General features: G+C 71.7%; 10 protein-coding genes. 2 read left to right on the plus strand and 8 right to left on the minus strand.

Annotated elements, in window-relative coordinates:
- Positions 1-120: 120 nt before the first annotated feature.
- From ispG to OG406_RS12255, 7 genes are all read right to left on the minus strand, one after another.
- Entirely contained in the window at positions 121-1,278 is a 1,158-nt protein-coding gene (ispG, locus tag OG406_RS12225) for a flavodoxin-dependent (E)-4-hydroxy-3-methylbut-2-enyl-diphosphate synthase (RefSeq protein ID WP_164371078.1), read from the minus strand.
- Between the two features lie 163 nt (positions 1,279-1,441).
- Entirely contained in the window at positions 1,442-2,746 is a 1,305-nt protein-coding gene (locus tag OG406_RS12230; RefSeq protein ID WP_164371077.1) for a M50 family metallopeptidase, read from the minus strand.
- A complete protein-coding gene (dxr, locus tag OG406_RS12235; RefSeq protein ID WP_164371076.1) occupies positions 2,743-3,999 on the minus strand; it encodes a 1-deoxy-D-xylulose-5-phosphate reductoisomerase in 1,257 nt (418 codons plus the stop codon). The genes OG406_RS12230 and dxr overlap by 4 nt, the downstream gene beginning before the upstream one ends.
- Positions 4,000-4,473: 474 nt before the next feature.
- Positions 4,474-6,405, minus strand: a complete 1,932-nt coding sequence (locus OG406_RS12240; RefSeq protein ID WP_329185701.1) for an acyl-CoA dehydrogenase family protein — start codon at positions 6,403-6,405, stop codon at positions 4,474-4,476.
- Positions 6,406-6,638: 233 nt separating this feature from the next.
- Entirely contained in the window at positions 6,639-8,084 is a 1,446-nt protein-coding gene (locus OG406_RS12245) for an aldehyde dehydrogenase family protein (RefSeq protein ID WP_266846486.1), read from the minus strand.
- Between the two features lie 223 nt (positions 8,085-8,307).
- A complete protein-coding gene (locus OG406_RS12250) occupies positions 8,308-9,966 on the minus strand; it encodes a PucR family transcriptional regulator (protein WP_329185705.1) in 1,659 nt (552 codons plus the stop codon).
- 209 nt (positions 9,967-10,175) lie between these two features.
- On the minus strand, positions 10,176-12,320 hold the full coding sequence (locus tag OG406_RS12255) for an ATP-binding protein (RefSeq protein ID WP_327408828.1): 2,145 nt from the start codon (positions 12,318-12,320) through the stop codon (positions 10,176-10,178).
- 353 nt (positions 12,321-12,673) lie between these two features.
- Between OG406_RS12255 and gabT the strand changes: the two genes are divergently transcribed.
- Positions 12,674-14,008, plus strand: a complete 1,335-nt coding sequence (gene gabT, locus OG406_RS12260; protein ID WP_081219711.1) for a 4-aminobutyrate--2-oxoglutarate transaminase — start codon at positions 12,674-12,676, stop codon at positions 14,006-14,008.
- A 202-nt stretch (positions 14,009-14,210) separates the two neighbouring features.
- Positions 14,211-15,008: a phosphatase PAP2 family protein gene (locus tag OG406_RS12265; RefSeq protein ID WP_329185708.1), complete on the plus strand. Its 798-nt coding sequence runs from the start codon at positions 14,211-14,213 to the stop codon at positions 15,006-15,008.
- Here the strand turns inward: OG406_RS12265 and OG406_RS12270 are convergent.
- Entirely contained in the window at positions 14,996-16,828 is a 1,833-nt protein-coding gene (locus OG406_RS12270; protein WP_329185710.1) for a chitinase, read from the minus strand. The two genes, OG406_RS12265 and OG406_RS12270, sit on opposite strands and share 13 nt — an antisense overlap.
- Positions 16,829-16,878 lie beyond the last annotated feature (50 nt).

Raw genomic sequence — 16,878 nt, forward strand, 5'->3', positions numbered from 1 at the left:
GGCGGTCGCGCCGTTCCCCGCGCCCCTGAGTGTCTCGCCCGGGCCGGAAGCCGAACGGATCCGGCGGAGCGGCCGGGGCCCCGGGCGTCCTGCATGCCCGGGGTCGAACGTCGGGCCGGGTCAGCCGGCGACCGAGACCGACGGCTCGCCGGAGGTGATGCCGTCGGCCTCCATCTGCTCGGCGAGCTTCATGGCCTCTTCGATGAGGGTCTCCACGATCTTCGACTCGGGGACGGTCTTGATGACCTCGCCCTTGACGAAGATCTGGCCCTTGCCGTTGCCGGAGGCGACGCCGAGGTCGGCCTCGCGGGCCTCGCCCGGGCCGTTCACGACGCAGCCCATGACGGCGACGCGGAGCGGGACCTCCATGCCGGTGAGGCCGGCGGTGACTTCCTCGGCCAGCTTGTAGACGTCGACCTGGGCGCGGCCGCAGGACGGGCAGGAGACGATCTCCAGGCCGCGCTGCTTGAGGTTCAGCGACTCCAGGATCTGGAGGCCGACCTTGACCTCCTCGACCGGCGGGGCCGACAGGGAGACGCGGATGGTGTCGCCGATGCCCTCGGAGAGCAGGGCGCCGAAGGCGACGGCCGACTTGATGGTGCCCTGGAACGCCGGGCCGGCCTCGGTCACGCCGAGGTGCAGCGGGTAGTCGCAGGCGGCGGCGAGCTGGCGGTAGGCGTTGACCATGACGACCGGGTCGTTGTGCTTGACCGAGATCTTGATGTCGCGGAAGTCGTGCTCCTCGAAGAGGGATGCCTCCCACAGCGCGGACTCGACGAGCGCCTCGGGGGTCGCCTTGCCGTACTTCTGGAGCAGGCGCTTGTCGAGGGAGCCCGCGTTGACGCCGATCCGGATCGGGGTGCCGGTGTCCTTCGCGGCCCGCGCGATCTCCTTGACCTGGTCGTCGAACTGCTTGATGTTGCCGGGGTTCACACGGACGGCCGCGCAGCCCGCGTTGATCGCGGCGAACACGTACTTCGGCTGGAAGTGGATGTCCGCGATGACCGGGAGCTGCGACTTCCTCGCGATGGTGGCGAGCGCGTCGGCGTCGTCCTGCGTCGGACAGGCGACGCGCACGATCTGGCAGCCGGACGCGGTCAGCTCGGCGATCTGCTGCAGCGTGGCGCCGATGTCCGAGGTACGCGTGGTGGTCATCGACTGCACCGAGACGGGAGCGTCTCCGCCCACGGCGACGCTTCCGACCTGGATCTGTCGGCTCTTGCGGCGCTCGGCCAGCTTGGTCGGAACGGACGGCATGCCGAGAGAAATCGCAGTCATCTGCTGTGCAACCCCAAGTTGTGGATCAAGGTCCCGGAATCGTGGGCTCCCGGCTTCGAGATTACGGTACGGGCGCACGGCCGAGCACATCACGCCCCTAAACCCACTCGATGGAAGGCGGCCGGACACCCGAGGATGTCCGGCCGCCTTCAAGGCAGTCCTGCTATGAGATTTTGACTGGGTTAACGACGTCCGCGATGAAGACGAGGATCGTGAAGCAGACGAAGACTCCGGCCACCACGTAGGCCACCGGCATCAGCTTCGCCACGTCGAACGGGCCGGGGTCCGGGCGCTTCAGGAGCTTCGCCGTGTTGCGCCGGAGCGACTCCCACAGCGCCCCCGCGATGTGTCCGCCGTCGAGCGGCAGCAGGGGGAGCATGTTGAACAGGAAGAGGGAGAGGTTGAACCCGGCGACCAGCAGCAGCATCATCGCGACCTGCTGCGACGCGGGGATGTCGAGGGTGAAGACGTCACCGCCGATGCGTGCCGCGCCGACCACGCCCATCGGGGAGTCGGCCTTGCGCGGGCCGTCGCCGAAGGCCGCGTTCCACAGGTCCGGGACCTTGCCGGGCAGGGCGACCAGTGATTCGACGCCGTTCTCCATCATGTCGCCCATGCGGGTCACGGACTGTCCGAAGGACTGCTCGACGATGCCGGAGGCGGGCGTGAAGCCGAGGAAGCCGGCGTACACGTACTTGCCCTCGACGTAGCCGCCGTCGCCGTCGGTCTTGCTCACCTGGTTCTTGATCAGGTGGGCGTTCAGGTCGACGCGCTCGCCCTTGCGCTCGACGGTGATCGTGACGTCCTTGCCGGGGTTGGCCCGGATGTCGGACTGGAGGGCCGCCCAGTCGGTGACCGGCTTGCCTCCGAACGCGACGATCTTGTCGCCGCCCTTGAGTCCCGCGGCCTTGGCGGGCGCGGCCTCGTCGTTCTTCGCGCACTTCGTGCGGTTCTCGCTCTGCTGGATGACGCAGTCCGAGACCTTGCCGACCGTGGTCGTCTGGGTGTTCACACCGAACGTCATCATCACGCCGAGGAAGATCACGACGGCGAGGATGAGGTTCATGAAGGGGCCGGCGAACATCACGATCACGCGCTTCCACGGCTTGCGCGTGTAGAAGAGGCGCGTCTCGTCGCCGGGCTGCAGTTCCTCGAAGGCCGCCGACCTGGCGTCCTCGATCATGCCCCGGAAGGGCGACGTCGAGCGGGCCTCGATGCGTCCGTCCGGGCCGGGTGGGAACATCCCGATCATGCGGATGTAGCCGCCGAGGGGGACGGCCTTGACGCCGTACTCCGTGTCGCCCTTCTTGCGCGACCAGATGGTCGGGCCGAAGCCGACCATGTACTGCGGCACACGGATGCCGAAGAGTTTGGCCGTCGACAGATGCCCCAGCTCGTGCCACGCGATCGAGATGAGCAGGCCGACCACGAAGACGACTATGCCGAGGATCATCATCAGGGTCGTCATGCACGAGCCTCCGCGGTTGTCGTCCGTACCGTCAGTTCACGAGCCCGGGCACGCGCCCAGGTCTCCGCTTCGAGGACGTCCGCGACGGTCAGGGAAGTTCCCGTTCGCGGTGTGCCGTGTTCCTCGACCACCCGCGTGACGGTCTCCATGATCCCGTTGAACGGCAGGGTGCCGTTCAGGAACGCGTCCACGCACTCCTCGTTGGCGGCATTGAACACCGCCGGGGCCGTCCCCGCGAGCTGCCCCACGTGCCGGGCGAGCCCCACGGAGGGGAAGGCTTCGGTGTCGAGCGGGAAGAACTCCCAGCTCGACGCCTTGGTCCAGTCGAAGGCGGGCGCCGCGTCCGGGACGCGTTCGGGCCAGCCGAGGCCGATGGCGATCGGCCCCCGCATGTCGGGGGGCGTCGCCTGGGCGATCGTCGAGCCGTCCGTGAATTCCACCATCGAGTGGACATACGACTGCGGGTGCACGACCACCTCAATGCGATCGAAGGGAATGTCGTAGAGGAGGTGCGCCTCGATGACTTCCAGTCCCTTGTTCACCAGGGTCGCGGAGTTGATCGTGATGACCGGTCCCATGGCCCAGGTGGGGTGCGCGAGGGCGTCGGCCGGTGCCACGTCCGCCAGCTCGGCCTTCGTACGGCCGCGGAACGGGCCTCCGGAGGCGGTGACGACGAGTTTGCGGACGTCCGCGCGGGTGCCGGCGGCCAGCGCCTGGAAGAGGGCGGCGTGCTCGGAGTCGACCGGGATGATCTGGCCCGGCTTGGCGAGGGCCTTCACCAGCGGGCCGCCGACGATGAGCGACTCCTTGTTGGCGAGCGCGAGGGTGCGGCCGGCCTCCAGGGCGGCGAGCGTGGGCGCGAGGCCGATGGAGCCGGTGATGCCGTTCAGGACGGTGTGGCAGTCGGAGGCGGCGACCTGGGTGGCGGCCTCGGGTCCTGCCAGGATCTCGGGGAGGGGCTCGCCCGGGCCGTACTGGTCCGCGAGGGCCTCGCGCAGCGCCGGTACGGCGTCCTCGCGCGCGACGGCGACCGTCCGCACCCGGAGCCGGTGGGCCTGCTCGGCGAGCAGGGCGACCCGGCCGCCGGCGGCCGAGAGCGCGGTGACCCGGAACCGGTCGGGGTTGCGCAGCACCAGGTCGATGGCCTGGGTGCCGATCGAACCGGTGGAGCCGAGGATCACGACATCGCGGGCTCCGTCCACGGGGTCGAAGACGAGATGCGGATCAGCGAGGGGGGCTGGACTGTCGCTCATCCCCCCATTGTGGCCGCATCGCGCCCCCGGCAGGACAGGGCGTCCCGGTTTCGCGCGCCGTCCCGTCGGATTCCTCGGACGCGGGGGCGTCGGGGTTCCGTGCGGAGGGTGCGTGCTCGGCGGCGGGGCGACGGCCGTGCGGGGGCCCGCTGCGCCCGGTGAGGGAAGGAACCGCAGGTCAGGTGGCTGCGGTGGTGGAGAGACGGTGGGCGGTACGCCGTCGGCCGTCGGGCTCCGTCCCGGCGGACCGTTCGCGGGGGCGGGCGCGGCAGGCGCGCCGACGAAGGCATGCGGAGGCGGAGGATTGTCGGCGGCCGAAGGTCCGTTCGACCTCGCCGTCCCGGACCGCCGGGCCGAACGCCCCTGGCACCTCACGGTCCCGGACAGCCCGTGCCCCGCGCGGGCACGGCGTGGTCGCGGTCCGCCGTCGAAGGGCGGTGCCGCGACCTCGCGGTGTCCGGCGGGGCGGGGGCGTCAGCGGATGGGGCGGTGGACGTTCTCGCGCTCGCTGGGTCCGGGGGTCGCGTCGGCGATCCAGGGTCCTTCCCCGGACGGGTCGACGACGCCTTCCTCCAGCCAGGTGTACGTGCCCGACAGGACGCCCTTGACCACGGTGCGGTCGAGGTCGTCGGTGTTGGACCAGAGGCGTCCGAAGAGTTCCTCCACGCGGATGCGGGACTGCCGGCAGAAGACGTCGGCGAGCTGGTAGGCCTCGCGGCCGTGGTCGCCGGTGCTGCGCAGGAGTTCGGCGCGGACGCAGGCGGCGCTCATCGCGAACAGTTCGGCGCCGATGTCGACGATCCGGCCGAGGAAGCCCTGCTTGGTCTCCATCCGGCCCTGCCAGCGCGACATGGCGTAGAAGGTCGACCGGGCGAGTTTGCGGGCGCTGCGCTCGACGTAGCGGAGGTGCGGGGAGAGGTCGACCTCGTGCTTGAACTCGCCGAAGGAGTTCGGGAGCTGTCCGGATCCGGCGACCAGTCTCGGCAGCCACTTGGCGTAGAAGACACCGGCGTTGGCGCCCGCCTTCGCCTTGTCCGAGAGGGACTTCTCGGGGTCGATGAGGTCGCCGGCGACGGAGAGGTGGGCGTCGACGGCCTCGCGGGCGATCAGCAGGTGCATGATCTCGGTGGAGCCCTCGAAGATGCGGTTGATGCGCAGGTCGCGCAGGATCTGCTCGGCCGGGACGGCGCGCTCGCCGCGGGCCGCGAGCGACTCGGCGGTCTCGAAGCCGCGGCCGCCGCGGATCTGGACGAGTTCGTCGGCCATCAGCCAGGCCATCTCGGAGCCGTACAGCTTGGCGAGGGCGGCCTCGATGCGGATGTCGTTGCGGTTCTCGTCGGCCATCTGCGAGGACAGGTCGAGGACCGCTTCGAGGGCGAAGGTGGTGGCGGCGATGAAGGAGATCTTGGAGCCGACGGCTTCGTGGAGGGCGACGGGCTTGCCCCACTGCTCGCGGGCCGCGGACCATTCGCGGGCGATCTTCAGGCACCACTTGCCGGCGCCCACGCACATCGCGGGCAGGGAGAGCCGGCCGGTGTTGAGGGTGGTGAGGGCGATCTTCAGGCCGGCGCCCTCGGGGCCGATGCGGTTGGCGGCGGGGACCCTGACCTGGTGGAAGCGGGTGACGCCGTTCTCCAGGCCCCTGAGGCCCATGAAGGCGTTGCGGTGCTCGACGGTGATGCCTTCGGAGCCGGCCTCGACGACGAACGCGGTGATGCCGCCCTTGTGTCCTTCGGACTTCGGGACGCGGGCCATGACGACGAGGAGGTCGGCGACGACGCCGTTGGTCGTCCACAGCTTCACTCCGTCGAGGACGTAGTCGTCCCCGTCGCGCACGGCGGTGGTGGCGAGGCGCGCCGGGTCGGAGCCGACGTCCGGTTCGGTGAGCAGGAAGGCGGAGATGTCGGTGCGGGCGCAGCGGGGCAGGAAGGTGTCCTTCTGCTCCTGGGTGCCGAACTGCTTGAGCGGCTGCGGTACGCCGATGGACTGGTGGGCGGAGAGCAGGGCGCCGATGGCGGGGCTGGCGGAGCCGACGAGGGCGAGCGCCTTGTTGTAGTACACCTGGGTGAGGCCGAGGCCGCCGTATTTGGTGTCGATCTTCATGCCGAGGGCGCCGAGTTCCTTGAGCCCGTCGATCGTCTCGTCCGGGATCTGCGCCTCGCGTTCGATGCGGGCCGAGTCGATCTTCGTCTCGCAGAAGTCGCGGAGTTTGGCGAGGAACTCCTCGCCGCGCTGGGCGTCCTCGTCCGCGGGCATCGGGTGCGGGTGGATGAGGTCGAGGCGGAAGCGGCCGAGGAAGAGTTCCTTGGCGAAGCTGGGCTTGTGCCAGTCCTGTTCGCGTGCGGCTTCGGCGACCTGGCGTGCCTCACGTTCGGTGACTGTGGGCTGTTGGGGTGGTGCGGACATGAGGCTCACCTCGCCGCGCATAGGGGACACGGGACATTTCGTTACCGACCGGTGCTACTCGATCGTATGTACCCGTGTACCCGATTCCCTGTCACCCCACCAGCCCTCACGCGGCGTTCGGCCCAATGCCGATCGCGCCCTGGGGGGGCCGGGGGCGGACACGCCGACGGCCTGAGCCCCCGCACAGTGGGCTCAGGCCGTCGGCTTCGGTGTGGTCTCGCCGGTGTCCTCGGTCAGAGGGCGAGGCCGGTCAGGACCAGTACGCGCTCGTAGGTGTAGTCGTCCATGGCGAAGCGGACGCCCTCGCGGCCGACGCCGGACTGCTTGGCGCCGCCGTAGGGCATCTGGTCGGCGCGGTAGGACGGGACGTCGCCGATGACCACGCCACCCACCTCCAGGGCGCGGTGGGCGCGGAAGGCGGTCTGGAGGTCGTGGGTGAACACGCCCGCCTGGAGGCCGTACTTGGAGTTGTTGGCGGCGGCGAAGGCGGCGGCCTCCCCGTCGACCTTGTGCACGGTGAGGACCGGGCCGAAGACCTCCTCGCAGGAGATCGTGGCGTCGGCCGGTACGTCGGCGAGGACGGTCGGCGCGTAGGAGGCGCCGTCGCGCTTGCCGCCGGTCAGGAGGGTGGCGCCGGCGGCGACGGCCTCGTCGACCCAGGACTCGACGCGCTCGGCGGCGGCCTCGCTGACGAGGGGGCCGACGTCCGTCGTGGCGTCGGACGGGTCACCGGTGACCTGGGCCTCGACGGCGGCGACGATGCGGGGCAGCAGCCGGTCGTACACGGTGGCGTCGGCGATCACGCGCTGCACGGAGATGCAGGACTGGCCGCCCTGGTAGTTGGAGAAGGTCGCGATGCGCGTCGCGGCCCAGTCCAGGTCGGCGTCGCTCGCGAAGTCGGCGAGGACGACGGCCGCGCCGTTGCCGCCGAGCTCCAGGGTGCAGTGCTTGCGCGGCACGGAGTCCATGATCGCGTAGCCGACCTTCTCGGACCCGGTGAAGGAGATGACCGGGAGGCGCTCGTCCTGGACGAGGGCGGGCATCTTGTCGTTGGCGACCGGCAGGATGCTCCACGAACCGGCGGGCAGCTCGGTCTCGGCGAGCAGGTCACCGATGATCAGGCCGGACAGCGGGGTGGCGGGCGCCGGCTTCAGGATGATCGGGGCGCCGGCGGCGATGGCCGGGGCGATCTTGTGGGCGCACAGGTTGAGCGGGAAGTTGAAGGGCGCGATCCCGAGGACGACGCCCTTGGGGAAGCGGCGCGTGAGGGCGAGGCGGCCCTGGCCGCCCTGGTCGGTGTCGAGCCGCTGGGCCTCGCCACCGTTGAAGCGGCGGGCCTCCTCGGCGGCGAACCGGAAGACGGAGACGGCGCGGCCGACCTCACCCCGGGCCCACTTGATCGGCTTGCCGTTCTCGGCGGAGATGAGCTGCGCGATCTCCTCGGTGCGCTCCACGAGGCGGCGCGAGACGTGGTCGAGGGCGGCGGCGCGCACGTGGGCCGGCGTGGCGGCGAACTCGTCGCGCACGGCGTGGGCGGCGGCGACGGCCTCTTCGACCTGGGCCTCGGTGGGCACGCTGACCTGGCCGACGACCCGGCCGTCCCACGGCGAGGTGACGTCGAACGTGGTCTCACCGGTGACCTGGCGGCCGGCGAGCCAGAAGGCGTGAAGGGAAGTCATGTCGGGTCCCGGCCCTTCCGTGGTTGGGGGTGGAGCGGGCGGTCTTGCCCTGTCCGGGTCCACGGTAGGGCCGCGGGCAGCGGGGGTCGTTTGTCCGACGCGTAGCAGTCGGGCCTCTGGGTGCGCCGGATTGGCCTAGTCGTGAGGGAGTGCCTAGCCCGCCGGGCCCCGGACGGCGTTTTCCCCTCCGGAGGATGCCTCGGCCCGCCGTCGCGGGACCGCCTCACTCCCCCGTCGCGGCCGTCGTCTTCAGGGCCAGCCAGAGTTCCATCCGGACGTCCGGGTCGTCGAGGGAGCGGCCGAGGATCTCCTCGACGCGGCGCATCCGGTAGCGCAGGGTGTGGCGGTGGACGCCCAGGTCGGCGGCGGCGGCGTCCCACTGGCCGTGGCGGGACAGCCAGGCCCGCAGGGAGGCGACGAGGTCTCCGCGGCCGGTGGCGTCGTGTTCGTGCAGGGCCCGCAGGAGTCCGTCCGCGAACGCGCGTACGGCGTCGTCCGCGAGCAGGGGCAGCACGGATCCGGCGGCCAGTTCCTCGTGCTCGACGAGGAAGCGACCGCGCCGCCGGGCGACGGACAGGGCCTGTTCGGCCTGCTTGTAGGCGGCGCGCGCGGCGATCGGACCGGCGGGGGCGGAGAGCCCGACGACGAGTTCGTCCTCGTCCCCGGCGGGCTGCTCGCGCTGTGCGGCGCGGGCGGCCTCCAGCACCACGGCGTAGTCCCCGCAAGCGGTGACGGCGGAGCCGCCGTCCACGGCGAGCACGACCAGGCGCTCGCCCTCGGGCACGACGAGCACGGACTCCCCGGCGCGGGCGGCGGCGGACTCGACGACCTCGGCGAGGCCGCCCAGCGGGTCGCCGTTGACGTCGGGGACGGTGACGGCGGTCTTGGCGGGGGTGGCCGTGCCCACGCGCGCGTGGCCGTCGGCGTGGGCCCGTGCGGCGGACCCGGACGCCGACTCGGCGATGATCAGCCGGAAGGGCGCGTCGAGGAGCCCGCCGTACAGGTCGCCCGCGACCGCCCGGGCGTGGTCGGGTTCCCCGGCGAGCAGCATCCGCAGGACGGCCGCGCCGATGCGCTGCTCGGCGGCGTGCAGCGACCGGGAGCGTTCGGTGGTGAGCGTGAGCAGGGCGATGGCCGAGTGGACGGCGTAGCGCTCGGCGGTGCCGAGGGCGGATGCGGTCCCGACGGCGAGGGCGGCGCGCGGCCTGCGTCCGGTGCCGAGGGAGTGCAGTTCGACGCGGTCCTCGCCGCCCACCACCGCGCTGGCCGGTGCGGGCCGCTCCCGCAGTCGTTCCACGTCCGGGGTGAGCCGTGCGGCGCGGCGTCCGGCCCATTCGGGCGCGGTGGCGACGACGGCGCCGGACGCGTCGTAGAGCGCCGCCCAGCCGTCGACCTGTCCGGCGAGCGCGGCGAGGAGTCCCTCGGGGCCGTCGGTGAGGGCCTGCTTGGTGAGTTCGCGCTGGGCGGCGAACCCGGCGGTGACGGCCCGGTACTGGTCGGCGGCGATGGCGGCGGAGACGGCCTTGCTGATGGCGAGGAAGGGGGTGCGCCGGGGCACTTCGAGGAGGGGCAGTCCCTCCTTCTCGGCGGCCTGGACGAGGGCCTTGGGGATCTCGTCGTAGTTGACCCCGACGGCGAAGCCCAGTCCGACGACTCCGGCGCCGGCGAGCCGCTTCACGTAGCGCTGCATGACGTCGGGGTCGTCCGCGTCCAGTGTGAGCGCGGTGATCAGGAGCAGTTCCCCGCCCTCCATGTAGGGCACGGGGTCGGCGAGCTCGCTGACGTGCGCCCAGCGGACGGGTACGTCCAGCCGGTCCTCGCCCGCGCGCACCGTGAGCTTGAGTGCGGAGTGGTGGACGAGCGAGGCGAGCGTGGGGGGCATGAGGCCTTCAGGTCAGGTCTGTGTGATCTCTGTGATCCCAGGTCGGATCCGGTGTGATCTCTGTGATCTTTTGGCCGCCGCGTATGAACGACCTGTGTCGATTCTGCCTCACCGTACGGTCGCCGCGTGACCCCGTGCCCATACGTCCAGCTCAGCCGGGACGACCTGCGCCCCAGGTGCCCGTGCGGCAAGGCACACGGCATGGCGGGTCAGCCGCGCAGGTCGACCAGCAGCGGTGGCGCGTGCTCGCCCTTGACGCTGGTCAGCGACAGCACCGCGTGCCCGGGCGGCACCCCGTGGGCCAGCTCGGACGCGGACCAGCGCTCCCGTTCGACCTGCCGGACGGTGACCGCGCGGGCGGTCGGCGCGTTCCCGGTGATCACCCGGCGCAGCATGTGGACGGCCTTGCCCGCGGGTGTCTCGGCGATGATCTGCCGGTCGGTGACGTCGCGAGCCTCGATCCACTCCTTGCCCCAGACCTCGGCGAAGTCCTGGCCGTCCCAGGGGGTGAGCCCGGACAGCGCCATGCGGCAGCCGATGGCACCCAGCAGGGGACTGCGCAGGGCGCGCGGCGCGTCGTCGAGGGTGCGCAGGGTGAGGACGGCCCCGGCGTTGCCGGAGCGCAGCCGCTGGATGCCGCGGACGGCCTCGGGGGTGATGACGCCGGTCGCGTCGTCGAGGACCAGGCAGGCGAACAGCGACCGGTCCTCGCGTACCGCGACGCTCGCCGAGAACTGGGCGAGCACCAGGCGGGCGAGGATCCGGGAGGCGTCGGCGTGCCCGCGCGCGGGCAGGTCGATCCGGACCCGCACCGGGTGGTCGAGGGCGCGCAGCGAGAAGGGCCGGGACTGTCCCGAGGTGTCGAAGAAGCCGGCGAAGGCGGGCCGGTCGAGCAGGGCCACCCGGTCGGCGAGGACGCCGCCGACGTCTCCGGGGTGCCCGGTCTGGCGTTCGCGGGCGTCGAGTTCGCGCAGGAGCGACGCCTGTCCGGCGTCCTCCAGGCCCTTGCGGAGCGCGTCCAGGGGTCCGCGGGCGCCGTCGAGCAGCTGGCGCAGTTCGGGCACGGAGGGGAACCTGCCGTGGACGGCCCGGAAGGGGCCGAGCAGCTGGGCGAGCACGGTGGTGGAGCGCCTGCTGTCGCCCCCGGGGTGCGGGTCGGCCAGGTCGCCTACGAGCGCCTCGGCGAGCACCGCGGCCGCCTCGTCGGGGTCGGTGGTCCCGCCGTACAGGTCGAGGTCGTAGACGGAGTCGGGATGCCCGATGCGGACGACGACGTCGTACGCGTCGACGGGGCCGAGTCCGGCACCGGCGGCGCCCACGACGACCACGGCGGCCCGTCCGGCGAGCGCGTGCAGGCACAGCGACTCGGCGAGCGGCCAGACGATTCCGCCGGTCTTGCCGGATCCGGGGGGCCCGACGGCGAGCAGCGAGGTGCCCAGCAGGTCGGGTCCGAGGCCGAGGCCGGTGCCGCGGTAGGCGTAGGGGTTGCGGGCGTCGTCGGCGGTCGTGCCGAGGCGCACCTGTCCGGTCACCAGGTCGTGGCGGGCGAGGCGGCCGGGCAGGTCGCGTGCGCCGGAGGGGTGCAGGCAGGCGGCCGAGCCGTCCTTCACCACCGCGCCGGTGAAGGTGGCGAGGCTGTGCCGTCCGTTGCGTACGCCTTGCCAGGCGCGGGCGATCCGGGCGTGGTCGACGTCGCGCATCAGCCCGCAGCGGGCCTCGGCGGCGAGTCGGTCGGCGGCCTCGGTGGCGCCCGCCGCGCGGAGCTGGTTCCACTGGACGGGGTCGTCCTCGGGGGCCGGCGGGCGCTCGTTCACCGGTGCGGTGCCTCGCCAGGCGGGCGGTCCGTAGCGCCGCCAGATCTCGTTCCAGCGGCCGAGCCGTCCGACGACGACCATGATGATCAGGGCGATCAGCGTGTAGTAGCCGTACCAGAGGAACGCGTTGCCGACGCGGTCGCCGCTGTGCCGCCAGGAGTCCGGGGTGAACAGTTCGAGGGGCAGGACCCACCAGCCGCCGAGGTAGCCGTTCCAGAGCAGCGACCAGACCAGCCATCCGACCAGGAAGGCGATGACGGCGCCGCTGAGCAGCTGACGGGCCGGGATCTGTTCGGGTTCCTCCTCCGGCCGCGGGTGGTGGCCGAAGCGCCACACGCCCGGAGCGGCGTCCGGCCGGGGCGCGCGCAGCCAGGCCACGAACTCCGACCCGTCCGGCAGTGGCGGCATGCCGGGGGCCCGTGCGGGGCGGGGCGGGGCGGCGGGCAGGTCCGGTGCCGGCCGCCCGTCCGGCGGCCCTGCCGGACGCGGTACGGGGTTGGCATGCGTGCCCCGCGCGTCCTGGGTCCCGTCGCTGTTCATCGCCCTTGCCCCCTGACCAGCCGCTCCGTGCTTCGTCCGCGGGTCAATCTAGTGCCCCTGCGGGGCGAGTTCACCGTTTACACGGCCGGGCCCGCCACGCGGCCGGGTCACCGGCGGTTTTACGCCTCCCCGTCCTGCTCCGCACCCGGCCCTATGTCCACCACGGACAAGCGAATCGTCCGACAACGCCCACATGGAGCATGCCGACGCCCCGTCCTCGGCCCTAGCCTGCGAAGAAAGAAGGAACAGCAGGACCGCGAAGCCGGACCAGCGTCCGCCGGGGCAGTCGATGGGACCCCACCGTCACCGCCGCCCACAGCCCACCCCGTCTGCACGATCTCAGGGAGCCCCTCATGACCGCACTTCCGCAGGAGCGCCGCGTCGTCACCGCCATCCCCGGCCCGAAGTCGCAGGAACTGCAGGCCCGGCGCACCGCCGTGGTCGCGGCCGGTGTGGGATCGGTGCTCCCCGTCTTCACCACGCGCGCCGGCGGCGGGATCATCGAGGACGTCGACGGCAACCGTCTCATCGACTTCGGCTCCGGCATCGCCGTCACGTCGGTCGGCGCGAGCGCCGAGGCCGTCGTGCGCCGGGCCTCCGCCCAGCTCCAGGACTTCACCCACACCTGTTTCATGGTCACGCCGTACGAGGGGTACGTCGCCGTCGCCGAGGCGCTGGCCGAGCTGACGCCGGGTGACCACGCCAAGAAGTCCGCCCTGTTCAACTCGGGTGCCGAGGCCGTCGAGAACGCCGTCAAGATCGCCCGCGCCCACACCAAGCGCCAGGCCGTCGTCGTCTTCGACCACGGCTACCACGGCCGGACGAACCTGACGATGGCGCTGACCGCCAAGAACATGCCGTACAAGAACGGCTTCGGCCCGTTCGCGCCCGAGGTCTACCGTGTGCCGGTCGCCTACGGCTACCGCTGGCTGACCGGCCCGGAGAACGCCGGCGCCGAGGCGTCCGCGCAGGCCATCGACATGATCAACAAGCAGATCGGCGCGGACAACGTCGCCGCGATCATCATCGAGCCGGTGCTCGGCGAGGGCGGCTTCATCGAGCCCGCGAAGGGCTTCCTGCCGGCCATCAGCCAGTTCGCCAAGGACAACGGCATCGTCTTCGTCGCGGACGAGATCCAGTCCGGCTTCTGCCGTACCGGCCAGTGGTTCGCCTGTGAGGACGAGGGCATCGTCCCGGACCTGATCACGACCGCGAAGGGCATCGCGGGCGGCCTGCCGCTCGCCGCCGTCACCGGCCGCGCCGAGATCATGGACGCCGCGCACTCCGGCGGCCTGGGCGGCACCTACGGCGGCAACCCGGTGGCCTGCGCCGGTGCGCTCGGCGCCATCGAGACGATGAAGGAGCTCGACCTCAACGCCAAGGCGAAGAACATCGAGGCGATCATGAAGGCCCGCCTCGGGGCCATGGCGGAGAAGTTCGACATCATCGGCGACATCCGCGGCCGCGGCGCCATGATCGCCATCGAGCTGGTCAAGGACGCCGCCACCAAGGAGCCCAACGCGGAGGCGACGGCCGCGCTGGCCAAGGCGTGCCACCAGGAGGGCCTGCTGGTCCTGACCTGTGGCACCTACGGTAACGTCCTCCGCTTCCTGCCCCCGCTGGTCATCGGCGAGGACCTCCTCAACGAGGGCCTCGACATCATCGAGCAGGCCTTCTCCACCCTCTGAGGCCCCATGCGCCGCGGCGCCGGACCGCCGGAGCTCCATCACAGGGTGGATTCCGCTTGGTTCCGGCGCCGCGGCGTACCCGGTCGGAGCGTGTGAAGAACGTGTGCGAGGTGCATGACGGGACGCGATTCCGCCTGTCGGAGCCGGACACCCTGCCGTAGGTTCTACCCAGATGAGAGATACACCCCGCCCACAGGGGACTGTGGGCGATTCCGGGTCGTCGCTTCCCCAGCTTCGTCCTGGTCGTGCCCTCGCGCACACACCCGGGGCTTCCGGCTCCGGTTCTCCTCACCGATCGGACAGTCGCCCGCCCCAAACCCCCCGGGGCGCGCGACAATCCGGTCCGGACGGCCGCCCCGGAACCACCCCCCCTGTTCCGGGGCGGCCGACCCTCCTTCTCGGCCTTCCGGCCCTCCTCTTCGCGCTGATCACCTGGCAGGTCACGGCCCACGGCCCCCTCGCCCGCGCGGACGAACGCCTCAGCGACCGGCTCGTCCACCCGGCACGCGTCTGGGAACTCCTCGCCGACCTCGGCAACATCACGGTCGCCGTCCCCGTCCTGGCCGCCGCCCTCGTGTACGCGGCGGTCCGCGCCCGCCGCGCGGGCGCCCACCGCTGGTGGCTCCCGTCCACGGCGGCCGCGGTCCTGATGGCCGTCGTGCCGGCGGTGATCGTGCCGCTCAAGGAACTGATCGCCCGCTCGGGTCCCCCGGTCATGGGACCCGGCAACGGCTACTACCCCTCGGGCCACACCGCCACGGCCGCCGTCGCCTACGGCGCCGCGACGCTGCTCCTCCTCCCCTGGCTCCGTACGACCGGCGCCCGCCGCGCCCTGCTGATCGCCTGCGCGACCCTGAACGCGGCGGTCGTCACCGGTCTGGTCCTGCGCGGCTACCACTGGCCACTGGACGTGGTGGCCAGCTGGTGCCTCTGCGCGGTGCTGCTGTACTCGCTGTGGCTCCTCCTCGCCCGGACGAGCGAGCGCCCTCAGCCGAAGTAGCTGTCGAAGTTCCGGGAGAACTCCCAGCCGCCGAAGCGGTCCCAGTTGATCGACCAGGTCATCAGGCCGCGCAGCGACGGCCAGGTGCCGTGGGTGGTGTACGTGCCGCAGTTGGTCTTCTTGGTGAGGCAGTCGAGGGTCTTGGTGACCTCGGCCGGGGACACGTAGCCGTTGCCGGCGTTCGTGGTGGACGGCATGCCGATGGCTATCTGGTCGGGGCGCAGCGGCGGGAAGACGTTGTTCGCGTCGCCCGCGACCGGGAAGCCCGTCAGGAGCATGTCGGTCATCGCGATGTGGAAGTCGGCGCCGCCCATGGAGTGGTACTGGTTGTCGAGGCCCATGATCGAGCCGGAGTTGTAGTCCTGGACGTGCAGCAGGGTCAGGTCGTCGCGCAGGGCGTAGATGACGGGGAGGTAGGCGCCGGCGCGCGGGTCCTGGCCGCCCCACTTCCCGGTGCCGTAGTACTGGTAGCCGAGCTGCACGAAGAAGGTCTCCGGCGCCATGCTCAGGACGAACTTCGCGCCGTACTTGGCCTTCAGGGTCTTCAGGGCCGAGATCAGGTTCACGACCACCGGGGTCGTCGGACTCTTGAAGTTGGTGTCGCTCGCGTCGAGGGAGAGCGAGTGGCCCTCGAAGTCGATGTCCAGCCCGTCGAGCCCGTAGGTGTCGATGATCTTCGAGACCGAGGAGACGAACGTGTCGCGGGCGGCCGTGGAGGTGAGCTGGACCTGGCCGTTCTGGCCGCCGATCGAGATCAGCACCTTCTTGCCGGCCGCCTGCTTGGCCTTGATCGCGGCCTTGAAGTCGGCGTCGCTCTCGACCGTCGGGCACTCGGTGACCGGGCAGCGGTTGAAGCGGATGTCGCCCGAGGTGACGGAGGTCGGCTCGCCGAAGGCCAGGTCGATGACGTCCCAGCTGTCGGGCACGTCGGCCATGCGGGTGTAGCCCGCGCCGTTGGCGAAGCTCGCGTGGAGGTAGCCGACGAGTGCGTGCGTGGGCAGGTCCGAGGAACCTCCGCCGCCCCCGCCGGAGCCCGCCGAGGTGGTCGCGGTGACCGTCGCCGACTTCGCCGACTCACCGGCGTCGTTCGTGGCGGTGACCTGGAAGGAGTACGCGGTGGACGCGGTCAGTCCGCTCACGGTCGCCGAGGTGCCGGTGGCGGTCTGGATCTTCGTCCCGTCGCGGTAGACGGCGTATCCGGTCGCGCCGGGCACCGCCGTCCAGGACAGGCCGACCGAGGAGGACGTGACCGTGCCGGTCTTGAGGCCGGTGGGCACGGCCGGCGGCTGGCCGGCGTCGACTCCGGGGCCGGTCAGCGAGAGGTCGTCGGCGTAGTAGGTGCCGGTGCCGTACCAGCCGTGCGTGTAGATCGTGACCTTGGTGGTCGAGGCGCCGGTGCGGAAGGTGGTGCTCAGCTGCTGCCAGTCGGCCGCGGACTGGGTCCAGGTGCTGACGTCGGTCGTGCCGGTGCCGCTCGCGCCGAGGTAGACGTAGCTGCCGCGGACGAACCCGGAGAGCGTGTACTGCGCGTCCGGTTTCACCGTCACGGTCTGCGAGCACTGGGCGTAGTCGCTGCCGGCCGGGGTCGCCTTCAGCGCCGAACTGCCGCTGTGCACCGGGGTGGTGACGGTGCTCGCGGCCGTACAGGTCCAGTTGGCCAGGCCCGACTCGAACCCGCCGTTCTTCGCGAGGTCCGCGTCGGCCGCACGGGCGGCCGACGAGAGCGCGGTGAGACCGGGTACGGCCAGAACGGCGGCCGTGCACACGGCGAGAATCCTTCGGCGGTGTTCGGACGGTCTGCTGCGTCTGGTGCGTTCCACTGCTGCCTCCGGGCACGGGGGAATGGGGAGGGTGGAGCGCGCCCAACTTG

This window comes from Streptomyces sp. NBC_01428, assembly GCF_036231965.1.
Taxonomy (GTDB): domain Bacteria; phylum Actinomycetota; class Actinomycetes; order Streptomycetales; family Streptomycetaceae; genus Streptomyces.

Coding starts and splice junctions, on each gene's coding strand:
- OG406_RS12255 (WP_327408828.1), bottom strand. CDS start 12,320: ATGAACAGCGACGGGACCCAGGACGCGCGGGGCACGCATGCCAACCCC.
- OG406_RS12240 (WP_329185701.1), bottom strand. CDS start 6,405: ATGTCCGCACCACCCCAACAGCCCACAGTCACCGAACGTGAGGCACGC.
- gabT (WP_081219711.1), top strand. CDS start 12,674: ATGACCGCACTTCCGCAGGAGCGCCGCGTCGTCACCGCCATCCCCGGC.
- OG406_RS12245 (WP_266846486.1), bottom strand. CDS start 8,084: ATGACTTCCCTTCACGCCTTCTGGCTCGCCGGCCGCCAGGTCACCGGT.
- ispG (WP_164371078.1), bottom strand. CDS start 1,278: ATGACTGCGATTTCTCTCGGCATGCCGTCCGTTCCGACCAAGCTGGCC.
- OG406_RS12230 (WP_164371077.1), bottom strand. CDS start 2,746: ATGACGACCCTGATGATGATCCTCGGCATAGTCGTCTTCGTGGTCGGC.
- dxr (WP_164371076.1), bottom strand. CDS start 3,999: ATGAGCGACAGTCCAGCCCCCCTCGCTGATCCGCATCTCGTCTTCGAC.
- OG406_RS12250 (WP_329185705.1), bottom strand. CDS start 9,966: ATGCCCCCCACGCTCGCCTCGCTCGTCCACCACTCCGCACTCAAGCTC.